The 16,488-nt window shown below is 74.0% G+C and carries 14 protein-coding genes; 8 read left to right on the top strand and 6 right to left on the bottom strand.

Annotation, left to right across the window (positions count from 1 at the left end):
* Positions 1-639 precede the first annotated feature (639 nt).
* The 5 genes from IG64_RS18005 (at position 640) to IG64_RS17985 (ending at position 5,106) form a co-directional block, all read left to right on the top strand.
* Positions 640-1,605: a hypothetical protein gene (locus tag IG64_RS18005; protein ID WP_037857361.1), complete on the top strand. Its 966-nt coding sequence runs from the start codon at positions 640-642 to the stop codon at positions 1,603-1,605.
* Positions 1,605-2,114, top strand: a complete 510-nt coding sequence (locus IG64_RS18000; protein ID WP_037857359.1) for a MaoC family dehydratase — start codon at positions 1,605-1,607, stop codon at positions 2,112-2,114. Before IG64_RS18005 ends, IG64_RS18000 begins: the two co-directional genes overlap by 1 nt.
* Positions 2,115-2,145: 31 nt before the next feature.
* Positions 2,146-2,808, top strand: a complete 663-nt coding sequence (locus IG64_RS17995) for a DUF4232 domain-containing protein (RefSeq protein WP_037857357.1) — start codon at positions 2,146-2,148, stop codon at positions 2,806-2,808.
* Between the two features lie 114 nt (positions 2,809-2,922).
* Positions 2,923-3,540: a hypothetical protein gene (locus IG64_RS41185; protein WP_158771588.1), complete on the top strand. Its 618-nt coding sequence runs from the start codon at positions 2,923-2,925 to the stop codon at positions 3,538-3,540.
* Positions 3,541-4,233: 693 nt separating this feature from the next.
* The gene (locus tag IG64_RS17985; protein WP_051813023.1) at positions 4,234-5,106 is read left to right on the top strand and encodes a helix-turn-helix domain-containing protein; all 873 of its coding nucleotides are present in this window, start codon (positions 4,234-4,236) and stop codon (positions 5,104-5,106) included.
* Between the two features lie 61 nt (positions 5,107-5,167).
* Here the strand turns inward: IG64_RS17985 and IG64_RS41180 are convergent, their stop codons facing one another.
* The gene (locus IG64_RS41180; protein WP_158771586.1) at positions 5,168-6,148 is read right to left on the bottom strand and encodes a helix-turn-helix domain-containing protein; all 981 of its coding nucleotides are present in this window, start codon (positions 6,146-6,148) and stop codon (positions 5,168-5,170) included.
* Positions 6,149-6,490: 342 nt separating this feature from the next.
* Between IG64_RS41180 and IG64_RS17975 the strand changes: the two genes are divergently transcribed.
* Positions 6,491-7,468 (top strand): alpha/beta hydrolase, encoded by a 978-nt coding sequence (locus IG64_RS17975; RefSeq protein WP_037857352.1) that lies wholly within the window; start codon positions 6,491-6,493, stop codon positions 7,466-7,468.
* A gap of 48 nt (positions 7,469-7,516) precedes the next feature.
* Here IG64_RS17975 and IG64_RS17970 read toward each other — a convergent pair whose 3' ends face one another.
* The 5 genes from IG64_RS17970 to IG64_RS17950 all read right to left on the bottom strand — a co-directional run bounded on the left by IG64_RS17970 (position 7,517) and on the right by IG64_RS17950 (position 14,537).
* Positions 7,517-7,891 carry an SsgA family sporulation/cell division regulator gene (locus tag IG64_RS17970; RefSeq protein WP_078884068.1) on the bottom strand — a complete coding sequence of 125 codons (375 nt, stop codon included), beginning with the start codon at positions 7,889-7,891 and terminating at the stop codon, positions 7,517-7,519.
* Positions 7,892-8,574: 683 nt separating this feature from the next.
* Entirely contained in the window at positions 8,575-10,206 is a 1,632-nt protein-coding gene (locus IG64_RS17965; protein ID WP_037857348.1) for an ATP-binding cassette domain-containing protein, read from the bottom strand.
* Positions 10,203-11,918, bottom strand: a complete 1,716-nt coding sequence (locus tag IG64_RS17960) for an ABC transporter ATP-binding protein/permease (protein ID WP_037857345.1) — start codon at positions 11,916-11,918, stop codon at positions 10,203-10,205. Before IG64_RS17960 ends, IG64_RS17965 begins: the two co-directional genes overlap by 4 nt.
* On the bottom strand, positions 11,915-13,177 hold the full coding sequence (locus tag IG64_RS17955; protein ID WP_037857344.1) for a cytochrome d ubiquinol oxidase subunit II: 1,263 nt from the start codon (positions 13,175-13,177) through the stop codon (positions 11,915-11,917). Before IG64_RS17955 ends, IG64_RS17960 begins: the two co-directional genes overlap by 4 nt.
* On the bottom strand, positions 13,170-14,537 hold the full coding sequence (locus IG64_RS17950) for a cytochrome ubiquinol oxidase subunit I (RefSeq protein WP_037857342.1): 1,368 nt from the start codon (positions 14,535-14,537) through the stop codon (positions 13,170-13,172). Before IG64_RS17950 ends, IG64_RS17955 begins: the two co-directional genes overlap by 8 nt.
* Positions 14,538-14,783: 246 nt before the next feature.
* Here IG64_RS17950 and IG64_RS17945 point away from each other — a divergent pair, with 246 nt between their 5' ends.
* Positions 14,784-15,869, top strand: a complete 1,086-nt coding sequence (locus IG64_RS17945; protein ID WP_037857337.1) for an LLM class flavin-dependent oxidoreductase — start codon at positions 14,784-14,786, stop codon at positions 15,867-15,869.
* Positions 15,866-16,483 (top strand): FMN reductase, encoded by a 618-nt coding sequence (locus IG64_RS17940; RefSeq protein ID WP_037857335.1) that lies wholly within the window; start codon positions 15,866-15,868, stop codon positions 16,481-16,483. The genes IG64_RS17945 and IG64_RS17940 overlap by 4 nt, the downstream gene beginning before the upstream one ends.
* The last annotated feature ends 5 nt before the right edge of the window (positions 16,484-16,488 follow it).

Genomic DNA, 16,488 nt, shown 5'->3' with positions numbered 1-16,488 from the left:
GGAGCTTGACCAGGAACGGCAGGCGCGGCCCGAAGCGCTGCCGCGCCGGACGAGGGACTCCGGGTGGCACCCGCTCCATGCCGGCTCGGACTGCGAGCCGGTTCCCGGGGCGACACCGACGGCACCGGCCCGGCTTCGCCGCTGGCGGCCGAACCCGGCGAGCAGCCTGCCCGGTGGCAGCGCGGACCCTCGTAACGAGTGATGATCCGCCAGGTCCCGGCCGGCCTCGTCGTCGAGGCCACGTACGCGATCCCGACGACGGCGAGTCCGCCCTCTGCCGCGTGCGGTGGGTCCTGGAGCCCGGCAACACGCGCACACCACCAGCAGGGGACCGGTCGCTCCGGCCGGCCGGCAGTCCGGGCGGGCGGCCGCCGAACACGGTGCCGGCTTCGGAGTCCGAGGGCTCGGTGCTCGGCGGCACTCCCTCCCGCGCAGGCTCACACTTCGCCGAGACCGGCCGGGATCCGTTCCCCCCAGGCGCGGGGTGCACAAGTCCTGTACCGCCAGTGCACTGAACCCTCGCGGGGCCCCTTCCTGTGACCGGACTGGGCGAGGATCGATCGAAACCGCCGGAACCGGCGCGACGTACCAGCCGAACGTGAACCAGAAGGACGGAAGGGAAACGCATTGCCTGGAAGCATGACCGGGGCGGGAGCCGGCCGCCTGGCCGTGGCCGTGGCCGCGGCCACGGCGCTCGCGCTGACTGCCGGAGGCCCGGCCGCCGCGACCACCACCGCGTCGCCGGACGTGCGTGTCGTGGCGCATCTGGACATGGCCGAGGGGCAACGGCCGGAGAACATCACTCTGGAGCCCGGCGGCGCCGCCGACGTGACCTTCGCCTTCAGCCGCCAGGTCGCCAGGATCAGCCCCGACGGCGAGGTGCGTGTTCTCGCGACCCTGCCGGCGCCGCCGGCCGGGGCCCGCACCCCCGTCCTGTCCGAGCCGTTCCTCGGCGGCATCGTCCGCACCGACGACCGCACCCTGTACTTCCTGTACGCCACCGGCACCAGCGACCTGACCGGCGTATGGCGGCTGCGTCCCGGCGGCACCCCGCAGCGCATCGCCGCGCTCCCGGCCGACAGCCTGCCCAACGGCCTGGCCCTCGACCGGCACAGCGGCCGGCTGTACGTGGCCGACTCGGCCCTGGGCACCCTCTGGCGCGTGCCGGTGGGCGGGGGCACGCCGGTGAAGTGGGCGAGGGCGCCCGAGCTGGAGCCCACCGGGTTCCTCGGCGCCAACGGCATCAAGATCCACGGCGGTGCGGCCTGGGTGTCCAACCTGGACCGGGGCACCGTGCTGCGCATACCGATCGACTGCCACGGCGTCGCCGGCCCCGTCGAGACGCGTGCCACCGGCCTCGCCGATATCGACGACTTCGCCTTCACCGGCACCGGGGACACCCTGCTGGCCGCGATCAACGCGGACAACGAGGTCAGTTCGGTCAGGCCGGACGGCAGTCACACGACGGTGCTGACCGCCGCCGACGGGCTGCAGGGCCCGACCTCCCTCGCCGTGCGGGGGAGCACGGTCTACGTCGCCAGCGGCGCCTACTTCACCGACAACGACCCCAACCTGCTCACCGCCCGCATCGAGAGGGCCGAGTGATGGAGGAGCAGGGCACCGAGTCACCGGCCGGCGCCGCGGTGGCCGGGTTCGACCCCGACGCGTTCCTGGTCGTTCCGGCCCGGACGTTCTGGGACCTGCGCGTCGGTGAGGTCTTCCGGGCCCCCAGCCGCACCCTGACGGACGCCCACGCCGCGGCCTTCCAGACGGTGTCCGCGGACAACCACCCGGTGCACTACGACGCCGAGTGGGCGCGCAGGCGCGGACATCCCGCGCCCGTGGTGCACGGCCTTCAGGTGCTCGCCTTCACCGCGCCGGGGGCCACCCTGTTCCCGCACTTCATCGGCGAGGTCTTCGTCAGCTTCCTGGAGGTCTCCTGCACCTTCCTGGGCGAGGTCCACTCCGGCGACACGCTGTACCCCCAGCTCACCATCACCGGTCTGGAGCCGAAGGGTGACAACGGGATCGTCGTCACCGAGGCCACCATCCACAACCAGCGCGGCGAACTCGTGCTGTCCGGACAGCACAAGTACCTGCTGCGACGTCGGTAGACGCCGGCCGGCGGACCACGGAAGGAAAGACATGACGCATCGCGGAGCCAAGGCCGCCGTCGCCTGCTGCGCCGCGCTCGCAGCCGTACTGACCGGCTGCGGGAGTGCCACGACGGGCGGCGGCCCCGCCACGAACGACGCGGGAAAGCCGCCGGGGGCCACAGACCCGGGCGCCGGGAACGGCGCGACCGCGGACCCCCCGAGCGGATCGACGCCCACCCCGTCCACCGGCGGCACGGCCGCAGAGTCATCCGCTGCCCCGGCTCCGGCAGGACCCCGGTGCCGCAGCACCGAGTTGCGGGCGTCCGTCGGACCGAACCACCCCGGAGCCGGACAGGAGAACTTCGCCGTCGTCCTGACGAACGGCTCCCACCGCACCTGCACGGTGTACGGCTTCCCAGGGCTCGCCTTCGTCGACGACGCCGGCCAGGCCGTCACCCCGGACCCCGAGCGGACCGGCGGGAAGGACGCGCATGTCGTGACGCTCGCCCCCGGAGCGAGCGCCTGGTCGGCGCTGTCCTTCACCAATCCCGCGGTCTCCGGGGTCACCACCGTGACGCCGGCCGCCCTGCTCGTCACCCCGCCCGGCGAGACGGAGTCGAGCAGAGTCCGCTGGAGCGGCGCAGAGGTCTCCGACACGGGCAAGGCATCGGTTCCCCAGGTGAGCCCCCTTCGGCCCGGTGACGGCGGCTGACTCCCACGGCGGCGCCGCAGAGCTCACCGTCTGGTCCGCCGGGCGGCCGACCCGGGGAAACGGCACCGGTGCCACGGCCGCCGGAGGGGCGGGACAGACGAGAACATGAAGGCGGTGACCATGCCCGAGGACCGCGGGGCCGGACACGCCCTGACCGGACGGGACGCGCACATCGCGGTCATCGGCTCGGCGCTGGCGGACATCCGCTCCACCGGCACGTCCGTCCTGCTGCGCGGCGATCCCGGCACGGCCGCGCTGCTGAAGGTGGCCGAGGCGGCGGCTCGGCGCGCGGGCCTGCGCGTGCTGCGCATGACCGGCGCCGAGGCGGAGTCGGGCCTGCCGTTCGCCGCGCCGCACCAGGTGCTCCGGCCGTTGCTCGACGAGACCCGCGGGGACAGGTGCAGGGCGGTGCCGACTTCCTTGTTCGTCAGCCCGGTGGCCACCAGCCGGGCGATACGCAGCTCCTGGGCGGTGAGCGCGTCGGCCCCGGCCGCCGTGGCCTCCGCGACGCCGTCCGCAGCGCCCGGTGCGGCCCGGCACTGCCGTGCCCACGGCGCGGTCCGCAGCCCGCGGAAGGTGCGCAACGCAGCGTGCAGCAGCTCCTCCGTCTCGGCCCGCCGCCCCAGGGGGGGCGCAGCCGGGAACCGTGGGCCACCCGCAGCCGGGCCACATCGAGGACCCACCGGTCGGCGCCCGGCACCGCGTACGCCGTCGTACCCCGCAGCCCGGTGATCCGCCGGTGCAGGAAGAGGAGGACGGCGGTGCTGGAGGAGTCCACCCAGTGCAGGTCGTCCATCGGGATGAGCGCGGGACGCCGGCGCGTCTCCTTCACCGGCAGGGCCGGTGCGGATGCGCCGGCCATGAAACCGCCCGAGCCCAGCCCCTCGCGCGGCCCCGACGCCCGCTCCAGTGCGGCCCGCTGCCGCCGGGGCAGCGCGCGGGTCTTCTCCGGCAGGGGCCGAGTACCTGGTGCAGCGCTCCGAAGGCGATGCCGGTCTCCGCCTCGCCGCCCCGGCCCGCACAACGGTGAAGCCGCTGCGCCCGGCGCGTGCGGCCGTCCGGTCCAGCAGCGCGGTCTTCCCGATGCCGGCGTCGCCGCCCAGCACCGTCGCCGAGCCGCCCGCCGCGGACCGTGCCCTCTCCAGGGATCGCTCCAGCAGCGTGCGCTCGTGCCGCGGCCCGACCAGTGCCGTGTCGCCCGGGCCGCTGTCCACGCATGTTCCCTTCTCGTGCCGCCCGGGCAGCGTGACACCGCCGTGATGCCTCGGCGTGCACGATCCTTGCCCCGGTCCGCGAAGACGGACGAACGCCCTTCTGCTTCCCACCGCGGTCCCCCAGGGTGAGGACCGGGGACCGCGCGGCGTGTGCGATCCCGGCGCCGGACCGCCCCCGGCACCTGTATGAACGCTTCGACCAGGGGGTCCCATGAGCCCGCCGCCCACACCAGCCGCCACCCGCACCGCACTCGGCTTCCTCCAGGTGAGCACGGTCCGGGGAGCGGCACAGCCGTTCGTCTGCGAGGCGGGCGGCGATCCGGCCGAACCGCGCCTGGTGCTGGGCCTGCTGACCTCCGGCACGGCGGCCCTGCTCCGCGGGGAGGCGGCCGAACGCCTCCGGAGCGGGGAACTCTTCGTGCGCGACGCGGCAGAACCCTTCGCCCTCCACCCGTCCGAGAGTTTCGAACTGCACCTGGTGTGGATACCGCGCCGCGCCCTGGCGCTCACCGACGGCCAGGCGCGGGCCCTCGTCCACCGGGCCCCGTTCGCCGGTGGCACTGTGGCGCCGCTGCTCGTTCCGCTGCTGCGGCAACTCGCCGGCGCGGTGCCCGGGTACTCGCCGCGGACGGCACTCCAACTGGCCGGCAGCGTGGCCGAGCTGGTGACCCTGCTGGCCGTCGAGGACGCCGGCTCCGGCCCCCGGGACCGCGGACAGGACCGGCAGAAACTCGTCGGGCAGATCCGTTCCCACGTCGACGCCCGCCTGTGGGACCGGGAGCTGACCCCCGCGACGGTCGCCGCGGCCCAGCACATCTCGATCCGCTACCTCCACAAGCTCTTCGAGGGCCATGGCACCACGATCGGCCGATGGATCCAGCACCGCCGGCTGGAGGAGGCGCGGCGGGAGCTGGGGCGCCCGGGCACGAACGGGACCACGGTGGCCGCGGTCGCCAGACGCTGGGGGTTCGCGAGCGCCACCCACTTCAGCCGCAGCTTCCGTGCGGCGTACGGGGTCGCGCCCAGCGACTGGCGGGACGACCGGGCCCGGCTGTCCGGGGCGCCCGGCAACGCGGACGGCTGAGCGTCGGCGCGCGAGAGTCCCGTCGCCCGGAAGGAGGGCGACGGGACCTGCGCGTGCGGCCTCAGACAGCCGCGCCGGGCCGGACCCCGGCCTCTCGCCGCCACTCCTGCGGCGAACATCCGTAGACGGCCCGCAAGGCGCGGCTGAAGTGGGCGGCGTTGCGGAAGCCCCAGCGGGACGCCACCACGGAGACCGAGCGGCTCACCCGCGCGCGCCGCGCGAGTTCGCGAGCGCACTCCTCGACCCGGCGACGCAGTATCAGCCTGCCCACGGTGACGCCCTCGCCCTCGAAGAGGCGGTGCAGATAGCGGACCGAGATGAAATGCGCGGCGGCGATGCGCTCCGTGGACAGCTCGGGGTCCTCGAGGTGCCGGTCGATGTACTCCCGGATCGTGACGATCAGCTGCCGGCGTCCCGCCAGAGGGGACTCGCCTCCTGCCACGGCGGACTCGGTGCACTCCTGGACCAGGGCGGCCACCAGCTCGGTGACGATGCCCCCGAGCCGCTCTCCCACCGCGGCGGGCATACGGGCGGCCGACTCCTCCAGGCCCAGCAGGAGGGGCGCCAGCAGCGCGGCCACCCCGTCCGCCGGGGCGAGGGCGCGGGCGGTGACGGTCCGCAGGGTGCTCACGGGGAGGTGCAGGGCGTGGGCCGGGAGACGGAAGAACAGCAACCGGGTGCGCTCCCGTTGCTCGACCGAGAAGGCCCGGCGCAGGTCGATCAGCGCGAGCTGTCCGCTCTCCACGAGGGAGCCGCGGCCGTCCTGGACCAGCCGCACGGTCCCGTGCCGCGGAATCATCACGGCGATCGCGTCCCCGGAGTCCGGGGCGATCGAGCCCGCGCCACGCGTGAGGCACAGCGTTCCCGTCTCACAGACGATCAGGCGCAGGTAGCCGAAGTGGTGCAGCGACACCGGGCCCGTCGCGGACCCGTTCTGCCGGGTGTGCCCCAGGACGGGCGCCGGCCACTGTGAAACGGTCGCGACGGTGCTGCCGGACGCCCTGGCGCCCGGGGAGACGGCCGTTGCGGGTAGAGCGCTCAAGAGGAACTCCCTCCAGCCGTCCAGAAGCGATGCGGGGTGCGCGGGAGGGGGACGGTCACTGCCTCTCGCGCACCTGGTGAAGTCTCCGCCGGTGAACCGAGGAGGCGTCAGGTCGTATGACCGCCTTCGCCGCAGGCGGAGCGGAAGGACGGGACGGCCGCCGAAGTGTGCACTCAGCGGCACGGCTGAGTACCGCGACTCCGCCCGTGTCCCGCCGGGGACGCCTAGGGTGGGTTCCGCGTGCCGACGAGCCGCTTCCGGCACTTGGCGCCTGGTCGCCCGGCCGTGCGCGGGCTGCCGCTCCTCGGCCGGTTCGTGCTTCGCACCCACGCAGGAGTTCCATTGGAAGAAGATGTACCGCCCTCGCGGGCGACGCCGGTCCTCGAACGGCCGGCGCGGGCCTTCGCCGAGGCGTACGCCTGCCCCACGTCCTCGACCGGCGACGCGGCCGCGGCCAGGGCACGCATGGCGGCCCTGTGGAGCGGGGGCGGGCGGGACGAGCCGGACATCGAGGAGGAATGGCTCGCCCTGCCGGGAAGCGACGGCAACCGGATCCGGGTGCGGATCCTCCGCCCGGCCGGCAGCGACGAACCCCTCCCGGTGGTGCTGTACCTGCACGGGCTGGGCTGGATGCTGACCGACGCGTACGCGCACCGGCACCTGGTGGGGGACCTGGTGCTGGGTGCGGACGCCGCCGTGGTCGTCCCCGAGTACGACGTGCCGCAGGACGCGCGGCATCCGGGTGCCGTCGAGCGGGCGCACACCGTCGCCCGGTGGATCGCCCGCCACGGCGAGCAGTGCCGGCTGGACGGGAGCAGGATGGCGGTCGTCGGCGCCAGCGCGGGCGCTCACCAGGCCGCCGCGCTGACGATCGCGGCGCTGGAGCGCGGCGGGCCGAGCTTCCGCCAACAGGTGCTGGTCTGCCCGGTGACCGACGCGGCCATGGACACCCCTTCCTACCGGGACTTCGCGGACGGGTACTTCCTGACCCGGGCCGCCATGTCCGAGTACTGGCAGCAGTACGCGCCGGACCCGGAGACCCGGGCGCACGGCACCGTCTCCCCGCTGCGCGCACCGTCGCGCCGGCTGCGCGGCCTGCCGCCGGCCCTCGTCCTCATCGCCGAGGCCGACGTGCTCCGCGACGAGGGCGAGGCGTACGCGGCGCGTCTGCGGGAAGCCGAGGTCCCGGTCGTGTCGATGCGCTACCACGGGACGATCCACGGATTCGTGCTGTTCGACCTGCTTCGCGACACGCACGCCTCCCAGGCGGCCCGGGTGCAGGTGACGGACACCCTGTACACCGTCCTGCACGCGGCCTGACCCCCGCTGTGCCGGTAGGCCCTCACCCGGATCGCGCGGGGCGGCGTCTCACTCGTGGCCGGCCGTGAGCCGGCCGATGACGCGGTCCAGATCGATGTGATGGTGCTCGGTGCCCGGCGGCACCAGCGCCTCGGACCGGCGCAGGAAGTCCCTGACCACGAGGGTGTGGACCGCGAGGAGCGCCGCCCCGGTGCGGGTCCTGACGAGGATGCGGACCGATTCCGGACGGCGGCGGTGCCGCGGGATGACCACCACGTCTCCGATGCCCGTGGGCCGGTGGAGTCCGTCCGCGAGCAGCGACCGGGCGAAGACCCAGTCGACGGAACGGGCCGCGGGGGCGCCCATGGACAGACGCACGGCATACGGGTCGGCCGTGTCGTAACGGAGTGCGGCGGGGAGCGGTACCCACGCCTCGCCGGCCACGCTGACATGGACTGTCGTGGGAAAGAGGATGGAGCACGCATCCGCGGAATCGGAAAGAGGAATTCTCACGCCGCCCCCTGTATCTGACTGTTCGTACGGTTGTGGACGACCGTAAGCCGCGGCTGCTCCGTTGCCTTGTCGACCAGTGCACCGGGGGTTGTCCGAAAAAGCACTTGTGCGGCATGCGTGTTCCCGGGGTGCACGGATTCCGCTCGCCCCTCGCCCTCTCCGCTACACGCCGGTGACCACGTCTGCACGTCCACGCCCCGCCGAACCCGCTGCGCGGTGCCGCCCAGGACGCCGAGATCCCACGGCGGGGGACCACCGACGCCGGGTGAAGAGCCGGGGCCCGGGCAATTGAGGACGACGCCGGGCTACTGGACGCGTCCGACACGCTGGACCACTCGCGGACGACCAGGCTCTGGACGGGGGCTGCTCGCCCACGGAGGGGCCCTGGGCGGGGGAACCACCGGCGTCCGCGCCGGAGTCCGTGGCGAGGGGCGGCCCTCGGATCCGACCGGTTCGCCTTCGACCGGGGACGGGCGGCGCCGGGGTATCGCCCCAGGACGCGGCGACGCGTCCGATCCCGGACCGTGGAACCGGCTGACGCGACGACAGCAAGGGGCCGGGCCGGACACGGCCTCGGCCCCTTGCGCGCGCCGCCGGCCCAGCCCCGTACGGGACTACGCGCACGCCCCCTCAACGGCCCGTCCGAGTCGTACGACGGCGTCCGCAGCGCCCTCCAGCAGGCCGAGGTCCTGTTCCTGGAGGGCGATCACCAGCGCGGTCCGCGGCAACGCCCGGGGCAGCGCGGCCAGGAGCGCCTCGGCGGTGGCGCGGTCCAGGCCCGCCACCGGCTCGTCGAGCAGCAGGATCCGAGGACGCCTCAGCACGGCGCGGGCCGTGGCGAGGCGCCTTCGCTGCCCTTGGGACAGCAGACGGCCGCCGGGCCCCACCGGCGTCCGCAGCGGAAGCGCCGACAGGCCGACCACGGCCAGAGCGGCCCGCAGCGCGGCGGTGCCGGCTGACGGCGCCGCCTGGCGGAGGTTGGCCGCGACCGTGTCGTCGGCCAGCCAGTCGTCGGCCTCGACGAGGGTGAGCGCCTCGGCAGTGGCCTCGGCGGACAGGTCGTGCAAGGGAGTGCCGTCGAGGAGGACGGTGCCGGCGGGCACCGGTTCGCGGCCGGCGAGCCGGCCGAGCAGGGTCGACTTCCCGCTGCCGTTGGGGCCCGTGACCAGGACGAGGGCGGGACCCGCGGCGGTCAGGGTCAGTGCCGTGGGGGAGCCGGCGAGCGGAAGGCCGGCCACGTCCAGGACGCCGTCGGTCACCTGCTGCCGGCCCGCCGGACGCGCCTCGGTGGCGAGGGGGGCCAGCCGCCCGGCCGCGTCCTTGGCCTGAGTCAGGTGCTGCGCCAGTCGCGGGAACCGTTCCAGCAGCTCCCATCCGGCGGCTACGAGCAGCACCTCGCCGACTGCCACCGCGATCGGCTGGGCCGGGGCGGCGCGCAGGGCGATGACCAGGACCGCCGCCTGGCCGAGCGCGGCAAGGAGACGCAGTGCCAGGCGGCCCTGCCGCTCCGCCCGGGCCGCGGCCCACTCGGCGGACTCGACCGCCGCCGTGGCGCTCGTGGCCGTTCGCCGTGCCGACGGCACCGCGTCCAGGCACCGCAGCTCGTTGAAGGCCGTCCGGCTGCCCAGCAGCACGGTACGCAGCGCGGCCCTGGCTGCGGCGGCGTCGCCGAGGTGGGTGCACGCGCGGAGGTGGAAGCGGCGGACGCAGGCGAGGCCGGCCGCCCAGACGGCCAGTTCGGCCAGGCCCAGGACCGGCATCGCCCCCAGCAGCAGGACCTCGACCAGGCCCGCGGTCGTGAGCGCGGCCGTCAGCGGGGCGAGGGCGTTCGCCGGCAGGCCCGCGACGGTCTCCACATCGTCCGTGAGCCGGGTGAGCAGCGTTCCGTCGCGCTCGGCGCGCAACCGGCGGGGCGTCAGGCCGCTCGCGCCGCGTGCCAGCAGGGCCCGCAGGGCCACCTGGGTGTCCAGCAGGGTCCGGTGGTTGACCAGGCGTTCCAGGTAGCGCAGACCGGTGCGGGCGAGGGCCAGGGACCGGACCGCACCCGAGGGGTACATCCAGGACCACGTGGAGTTGGCCTGGAGGGTGACCACAGCGCATGTCGTCAGGAACCAGCCGGACACCCCGAGCAGCGCGGCCCCGCTGACCTCCGCGGCGGCGGCGCACAGCACGCCGGTCAGCAGGGCGCGGCGGGAAGCCGCCGTCCGCAGCAGCCGCCAGGCGCTGGTCCCGTTCGCCGGCTTCACCGGGTTCCCCCGTGGTCCAGCCTGACGACCTGGTCCGCGAGCGTCAGCAGCGCGGGGCTGTGGGTGGCGAGCAGGACCGTACGGTCGCGGGCCAGCGTGCGCAGCGCCGACAGGACGCGCCGCTCCGCCTCCGGGTCCAGGTGCGCGGTGGGTTCGTCCAGGCACAGCAGCGGCGCGTCTCGCAGCAGCGCCCGTACCAGGGCGAGCCGTTGGGACTGGCCGGAGGACAGGCCGAAGCCGCGTTCACCGAGCGGGGTGTCCAGTCCCCGCGGCAGCGCGGCGAGGAGGTCCTCGAAACCGAGGGCGGCGATGGCGTCCAGCAGCTCGTCGTCGTTCGCGGTGGGCCTCGCCAGCAGCAGGTTCTCTCGCAGGGTGCCCGGCAGCAGGTGCGCGGGCTGGCCCACCCAGGCGACCCGGCTGGGGTCGGCGGGGACGGGCCGGCCGTCCAGCACATGGAACGCGCCTGCGCCGCGCGGCGTGTACAGCCCGGCCGCGACGGCGAGCAGCGTGGACTTCCCGGCCCCGCTGGGACCGGTCACCGCGAGGCACCGCCCCGGCGCGAGGCGCAGCTCGATCCCCTCCAGCGCCGGTGTTCTCTGCGCCTGCTGCTGATCCGTCCCCATCACCAGGTGCAGTCCGGGCGGCGCGGTGGCACGTTGCGGAGCCGGTGGCACCGCGGTGACCTCACCCCCCGCGTCCAGCACCTGGCCCAGCAGGCCCGCCGCGGCACCCGCCCGCGCGCGGGCGTGGTACCCGGCGGCCAGTTCCCGGGCCGGCGCGAAGTAGGCGGGCACCAGGACCAGCACGAACAGGGCGGCGGACAGGCTCATGCGGTCCGGTACGACGGGCAGGTCCAGATAGTCGAGCAGCACCAGTCCGCAGTAGGTCGCCACCACGGCGAGGGTGCCGGTGATGAGCAGTTCGACCCACGCGGTCGACAGGAAGGCGATGCGCAGTACCTTCTCCGTGCGCCCGGCGACCTCCCGGTCGTGCCGGGCCAGCTCATCGGCCGCCCGGTCGTGCGCCCCGAGCCCGACCAGGGTGGGCAGGCCGCGCAGATGGTCCAGCAGCCGGGCGCGGTGGCCGCGGATCGCGGCCAGCTGGGCGCGCACGACGGTCTGCGTGCCGAGGCCGATGACCTTCAGGTTGGCGGGCAGCAGGGGAGTGGCGGCCAGCACGAGCAGGGCGACGAACCAGCTGCGGGCGGCGATCGCCGCCAGGACGAGGCCGCTGCCGAGCAGCATCGTGGTCCGCGCGGGCAGGTAGTCGGTGAGCCAGTCGGTCAGCTCGTCCACCTCGCCGTCGACGGCCTGGACCACAGCCGCGTCCCCGGCCGCGGCGGGGGCCGGGCCGTGTGCGGGCAGCGCCGTCTCGACGAGCCTCCCGCGCAGGGCCTCCCGCACGGTACGGGCGCCGCGCCCGGCCGCGGCGTCGCCCGCGGCCAGCAGGACGGCGCGCAGGGCGAGGCCGCCCGCGATCAGCGACACGGGCGGCAGCACGGCGGTCGCCGGGTTGCCGTGGAGTGCGGACAGGCCGCGCTCGGCGCCCCAGGACAGCCCGCCCGCCCACAGGACCGTCCCGAGCTGGGCCGCGCCGCGCAGCAGCCCCGCCCCGCACAGCTGCGCCCGGCCGGCGTCCGCCCACTCCTTCAGCCGGGCGGCAGGCGCCGTGTCCCCGGCCAGCTCGTCCAGGAGCAGGTCCGAAGTGGTCATGAGGTGCTCTCCGCCTCGGCGTCCGCGTCGAAGTACCCGGCGCGCCGGTCCCGGCGGTCCCCCGCGATCCAGGCCGCCAGTGCCGTACCGCCCAGGACGGTGACGCCGACGGGGCCGATCCAGTCCGCCACACCGCCGAAGACGTCCTGCGACAGAGCGGTCGCCAGAATGCCGAGCACCACCAGCAGGATCCGTCGTACGACCGTCCGCGCGCCGCCCTCGGACACGGCGGGGGCCGCCAAGGGGTGGGTGCGGGCGGGCGGCGGCGGGAGCGGACGCTCCACCGGACCGGTGTACTTGCCGCGGAAACTCCGCCAGGCGTAAAGGTTGTAGGCCAGCACGAACGGCATGCACAGCCCGACGCCCAGGACCAGGAAGAGCTGCGAGGAGTGCGGGCTCGCGGCCTGGTGCACGGTGAGCGCGGACGGTACGACGACCGGTGCGGTGAGCGCCACCAGGCCCAGCAGCCCGCAGACCGTCATCGTGGCCACGGCGGCGAACGGCCGCCAGTCGGGGCGCCGCCCGAAGCCGTACCAGGCGACCGCACAGGCCACCGCGGCGGCGCCGACCGCGAGCCAGAACAGTACGGCCCGCAGGGGCTGGCCGAGAGCGAACCGCTGCGGGTCGGCGCCCGGCAGCAGGAGGCCGAGAACGACCGCCGTCAGCCCCGTGGCGACCAGCAACCTCCGCCCGGCGCGCCGGACTTGCGGCCTCGGCCATCCCTCGGTCTTGTCCTGCAGCCAGGCGGCTCCGGCCAGCAGATACACGGCGACCAGGCCCAGCGCGCACAGCACGCCGTAGCGGCTGAGCCAGTCGAACGCCCCGCCCTGGAAGACGCCGTCGCGCTGGTGCGGGCCGGTGAGCACGGTCCCGAGGACGAGCCCCTGGCACACGGTCGCGGCGAGCGACGCCCAGCCGAACAGCAACGCCCAGCCCCGCCGGTAGCCGCCGGCCGCGCTGTGCATCTCCAGGCCGAGGCCGCGCAGGATGACGGCGATCAGCATGCCGGTCAACGGCAGGTAGACGGCGGGCAGGACGACGGCGTAGACCCCGGGCAGTCCGGCCCACAGGACGACCCCGGCCAGAATGAGCCAGCTCTCGTTGGCGTCCCAGGCGGTGGCGACGATCTCGCCGTACTCCCGTCGGCGCTCCGGCCGCGCGGCCAGGCTGAGCATCCCCACCCCGAGGTCGTAGCCGTCGAGGACGACGTACATGGCGAGGGAGAAGAGGACGAGCGCGTAACTCGCGTACTCAAGCAACGGGGGCCTCCGATGCGTCGGGCGCGGCGGGCCCCGTGGGCAGGGGCTCGGGGCCGGCCTTGACCGTGCGGACGATGTAGCGGGCCCAGACGGCCAGCAGGGTGAGATAGAGCAGGACGAAGCCGGCCAGACTGGCGCAGACTTCGAGGACACTGAGGTGGGAGACCGCGTCGGCGGTGCGCAGTTGGCCGTACACCACCCAGGGCTGGCGGCCCGTCTCGGCGACGATCCAGCCGCCGGTGATGGCGATGATCCCGGCCGGGGTCATCCACACCAGCCACTTGAGGAAGCGCCGCGAGTCGAACAGGCGGCCCCGCACGCGCAGGACCACGCCCGCGAAGGCCGTGCCGAACATGAGCAGCGCGGTGAAGTACATCGCGCGGAAACCGTAGAAGGTGGTCCACATGTTGGGGCGTTCAGCGGGCGGGGTCAGCAGCAGACCGGGCGTGTCCGTCCTGCCGCTGAGGTCCTGGGCGATGGCCGAGCCGAGGTAGGGGACCTCGACGTGCAGCCGGTTCTCGCCCCTGCCGGTGTCGGGGACGACGAGCAGGTTGTAGCCGTTGTTGTCGCTCTTCCAGTTCCCCTCGAACGCCTCCAGCTTGGGCAACTGGTGCTGACCCATGAAGACCGCTGTGCCGTCTCCCACGTACAGCTGGACCGGCATCAGCACGCCCAGCACGCCGAGCGCGACGGACAGACAGCGGCGGGCCATGGGCCGGGCGTGCACCCGGTTCTTCACCAGATACCAGGCGGAGATGCCGCCGACGAACCAGGCGGCGCTGATCAGCACGGCCAGCAGCATGTGCGGGAAACGGTGGGCGAAGGCGGGATTGAGCAGGATGTCGATCCAGTCCCCGGCGTGGAACTGGCCGTCGGTCTTCTCGTAGCCGACGGGGTCCTGCATCCAGCTGTTGGCCGACAGGATCCAGGTGGTGGACAGCAGCGTGCCGAGGGCGACCATCCAGCTCGCCAGGGCCATGGTGCGCGGGCGGATCCGTCCGTCGCCGTACAGCATCAGGCCGATGAACCCCGCCTCCAGGAAGAAGGCGGTGATCACCTCCATGCCGATCGTGACCCCGATGACCGGACCCACCGCGTGGGCGTAGACGCCCCAGTTGAGCCCGAACTCGAACGTCATCACCGTGCCGGCGACGACGCCCAGGCCGAAGCCGACGGCGAAGATCTTCTTCCAGAACCGGAAGATCTGCAGATAAAGGGGGTCGCCCGTGCGCACGTGGACCGTGTACACGACCGCGAGGAGCACGGACAGGCCGACGGTGAGCGCGGGGAAGGTCATATGGAAGATCGCGGTGATCGCGAACTGCCACCGGGACAGTTCGACGACGGTTGCGGAAGCCATGGGTACTCCGGGGAGACAGAAGGGGACTGCCACGCTAGGCAGCCGACCGGGTACGGCGGTTGCCTCTCAGCGCCCGTGCAGTGGCCCCACGCTGCACAGCCGCGGACGGAAGGGCGGCAGCTCACCCCGCGGGCCGCAGGAGGGCACTGAGGGACCAGCACCGCTGCACGCACGGACCAGGCGCGTCGCCCGAACCCTGCCTACATTTCCGGCGTCCACACAGCTCGCCGGAACGAAGAGGCGCCCATGCAGTTCGGAATCTTCTCGGTGGGGGACGTCACCCCCGACCCGACCAACGGCCGTACCCCCTCGGAGCACGAGCGCATCAAGGCGATGGTCGCCATCGCGCTCAAGGCGGAGGAGGTCGGCCTGGACGTCTTCGCGACCGGTGAGCACCACAACCCGCCGTTCGTGCCGTCGTCGCCGACCACGATGCTCGGCCACATCGCGGCCCGCACCGAGAGGCTGATCCTCTCCACGGCCACGACACTGATCACCACCAACGACCCGGTGAAGATCGCCGAGGACTACGCGATGCTCCAGCACCTGGCCGACGGCCGGGTGGACCTGATGATGGGGCGGGGCAACACCGGCCCGGTCTACCCCTGGTTCGGTCAGGACATCCGCCAGGGCCTCAACCTCGCCAAGGAGAACTACGCGCTGCTGCGCCGGCTGTGGCGGGAGGACGTCGTCGACTGGGAGGGCACGTTCCGCACCCCCCTGCAGGGCTTCACGTCGACGCCCCGCCCGCTGGACGGCGTACCGCCGTTCGTGTGGCACGGCTCGATCCGCTCGCCCGAGATCGCCGAACAGGCCGCCTTCTACGGCGACGGCTTCTTCCACAACAACATCTTCTGGCCCGCCGACCACACGCGACGGATGGTCCAGCTGTACCGGCGCAGGTACGCCCACCACGGTCACGGCCGGCCCGAGGAGGCCATCGTCGGCCTCGGCGGCCAGGTGTTCATGCGGAAGAACTCCCAGGACGCCGTACGGGAGTTCCGCCCGTACTTCGACAACGCGCCCGTCTACGGCCACGGGCCGTCCCTGGAGGACTTCACCGAGCAGACCCCGCTGACCGTGGGCTCCCCGCAGCAGGTCATCGAGCGGACGCTGTCCTTCCGCGAGACCGTCGGCGACTACCAGCGGCAGCTGTTCCTGATGGACCACGCGGGCCTGCCGCTGAAGACCGTGCTGGAACAGCTCGACATCCTCGGCGAGGAGGTCGTACCCGTGCTGCGCAAGGAGTTCGCGACCGGCCGCCCCGCCGGCGTGCCGGACGCGCCCACCCACGAGTCCCTGCGGAGCGCGCGGGAGGTGGCCGCCGCGTGAAGCTCGTCGCCGTCTCGGCGGGGCTGAGCACCCCGTCGTCCACCCGCCTGCTCGCCGACCGGCTCGCCGAGTCGGCCCGGGCCGGCCTGGCCGCCGCGGGCCACGACGTACAGACCGAGGTCATCGAGCTGCGCGAACTGGCCGTCGCCGTCGCCAACCACCTCGTGACCGGTTTCCCGCCGCCCCAGCTGGCGTCCGCGATCGACGCGGTGACGGGCGCGGACGGCCTGATCGCCGTGACGCCCGTGTTCACCGCCTCCTACAGCGGGCTGTTCAAGTCCTTCTTCGACCTCATCGACCCCGACGCCCTCACCGGCACGCCGGTCCTGATCGCGGCGACGGGAGGGACGGCCCGCCACTCCCTGGTCCTGGAGCACGCGCTGCGCCCGCTCTTCGCCTACCTGCGCGCCGGTGCCGTCCCCACCGCGGTGTACGCGGCGTCCGAGGACTGGGGGTCCGGCGGCGACGACTACACCGAGGGCCTGCCCGCCCGCATCCAACGGGCGGGCGGCGAACTGGCCGCCGCCATGGCGGCCCGCCCGGCGTCGGGGACGACGCCCGACGACGAGGTCACCGCCCTCGAACGGCAGCTGTCCGACCTGCGCTTCGACTGAGGCCC

The organism is Streptomyces sp. NRRL S-340, from assembly GCF_000720185.1.
Lineage (GTDB): Bacteria > Actinomycetota > Actinomycetes > Streptomycetales > Streptomycetaceae > Streptomyces.
The sequence above is the reverse complement of the archived record's forward strand: the minus strand, read 5'-3'. Positions and strand labels throughout refer to the sequence as shown.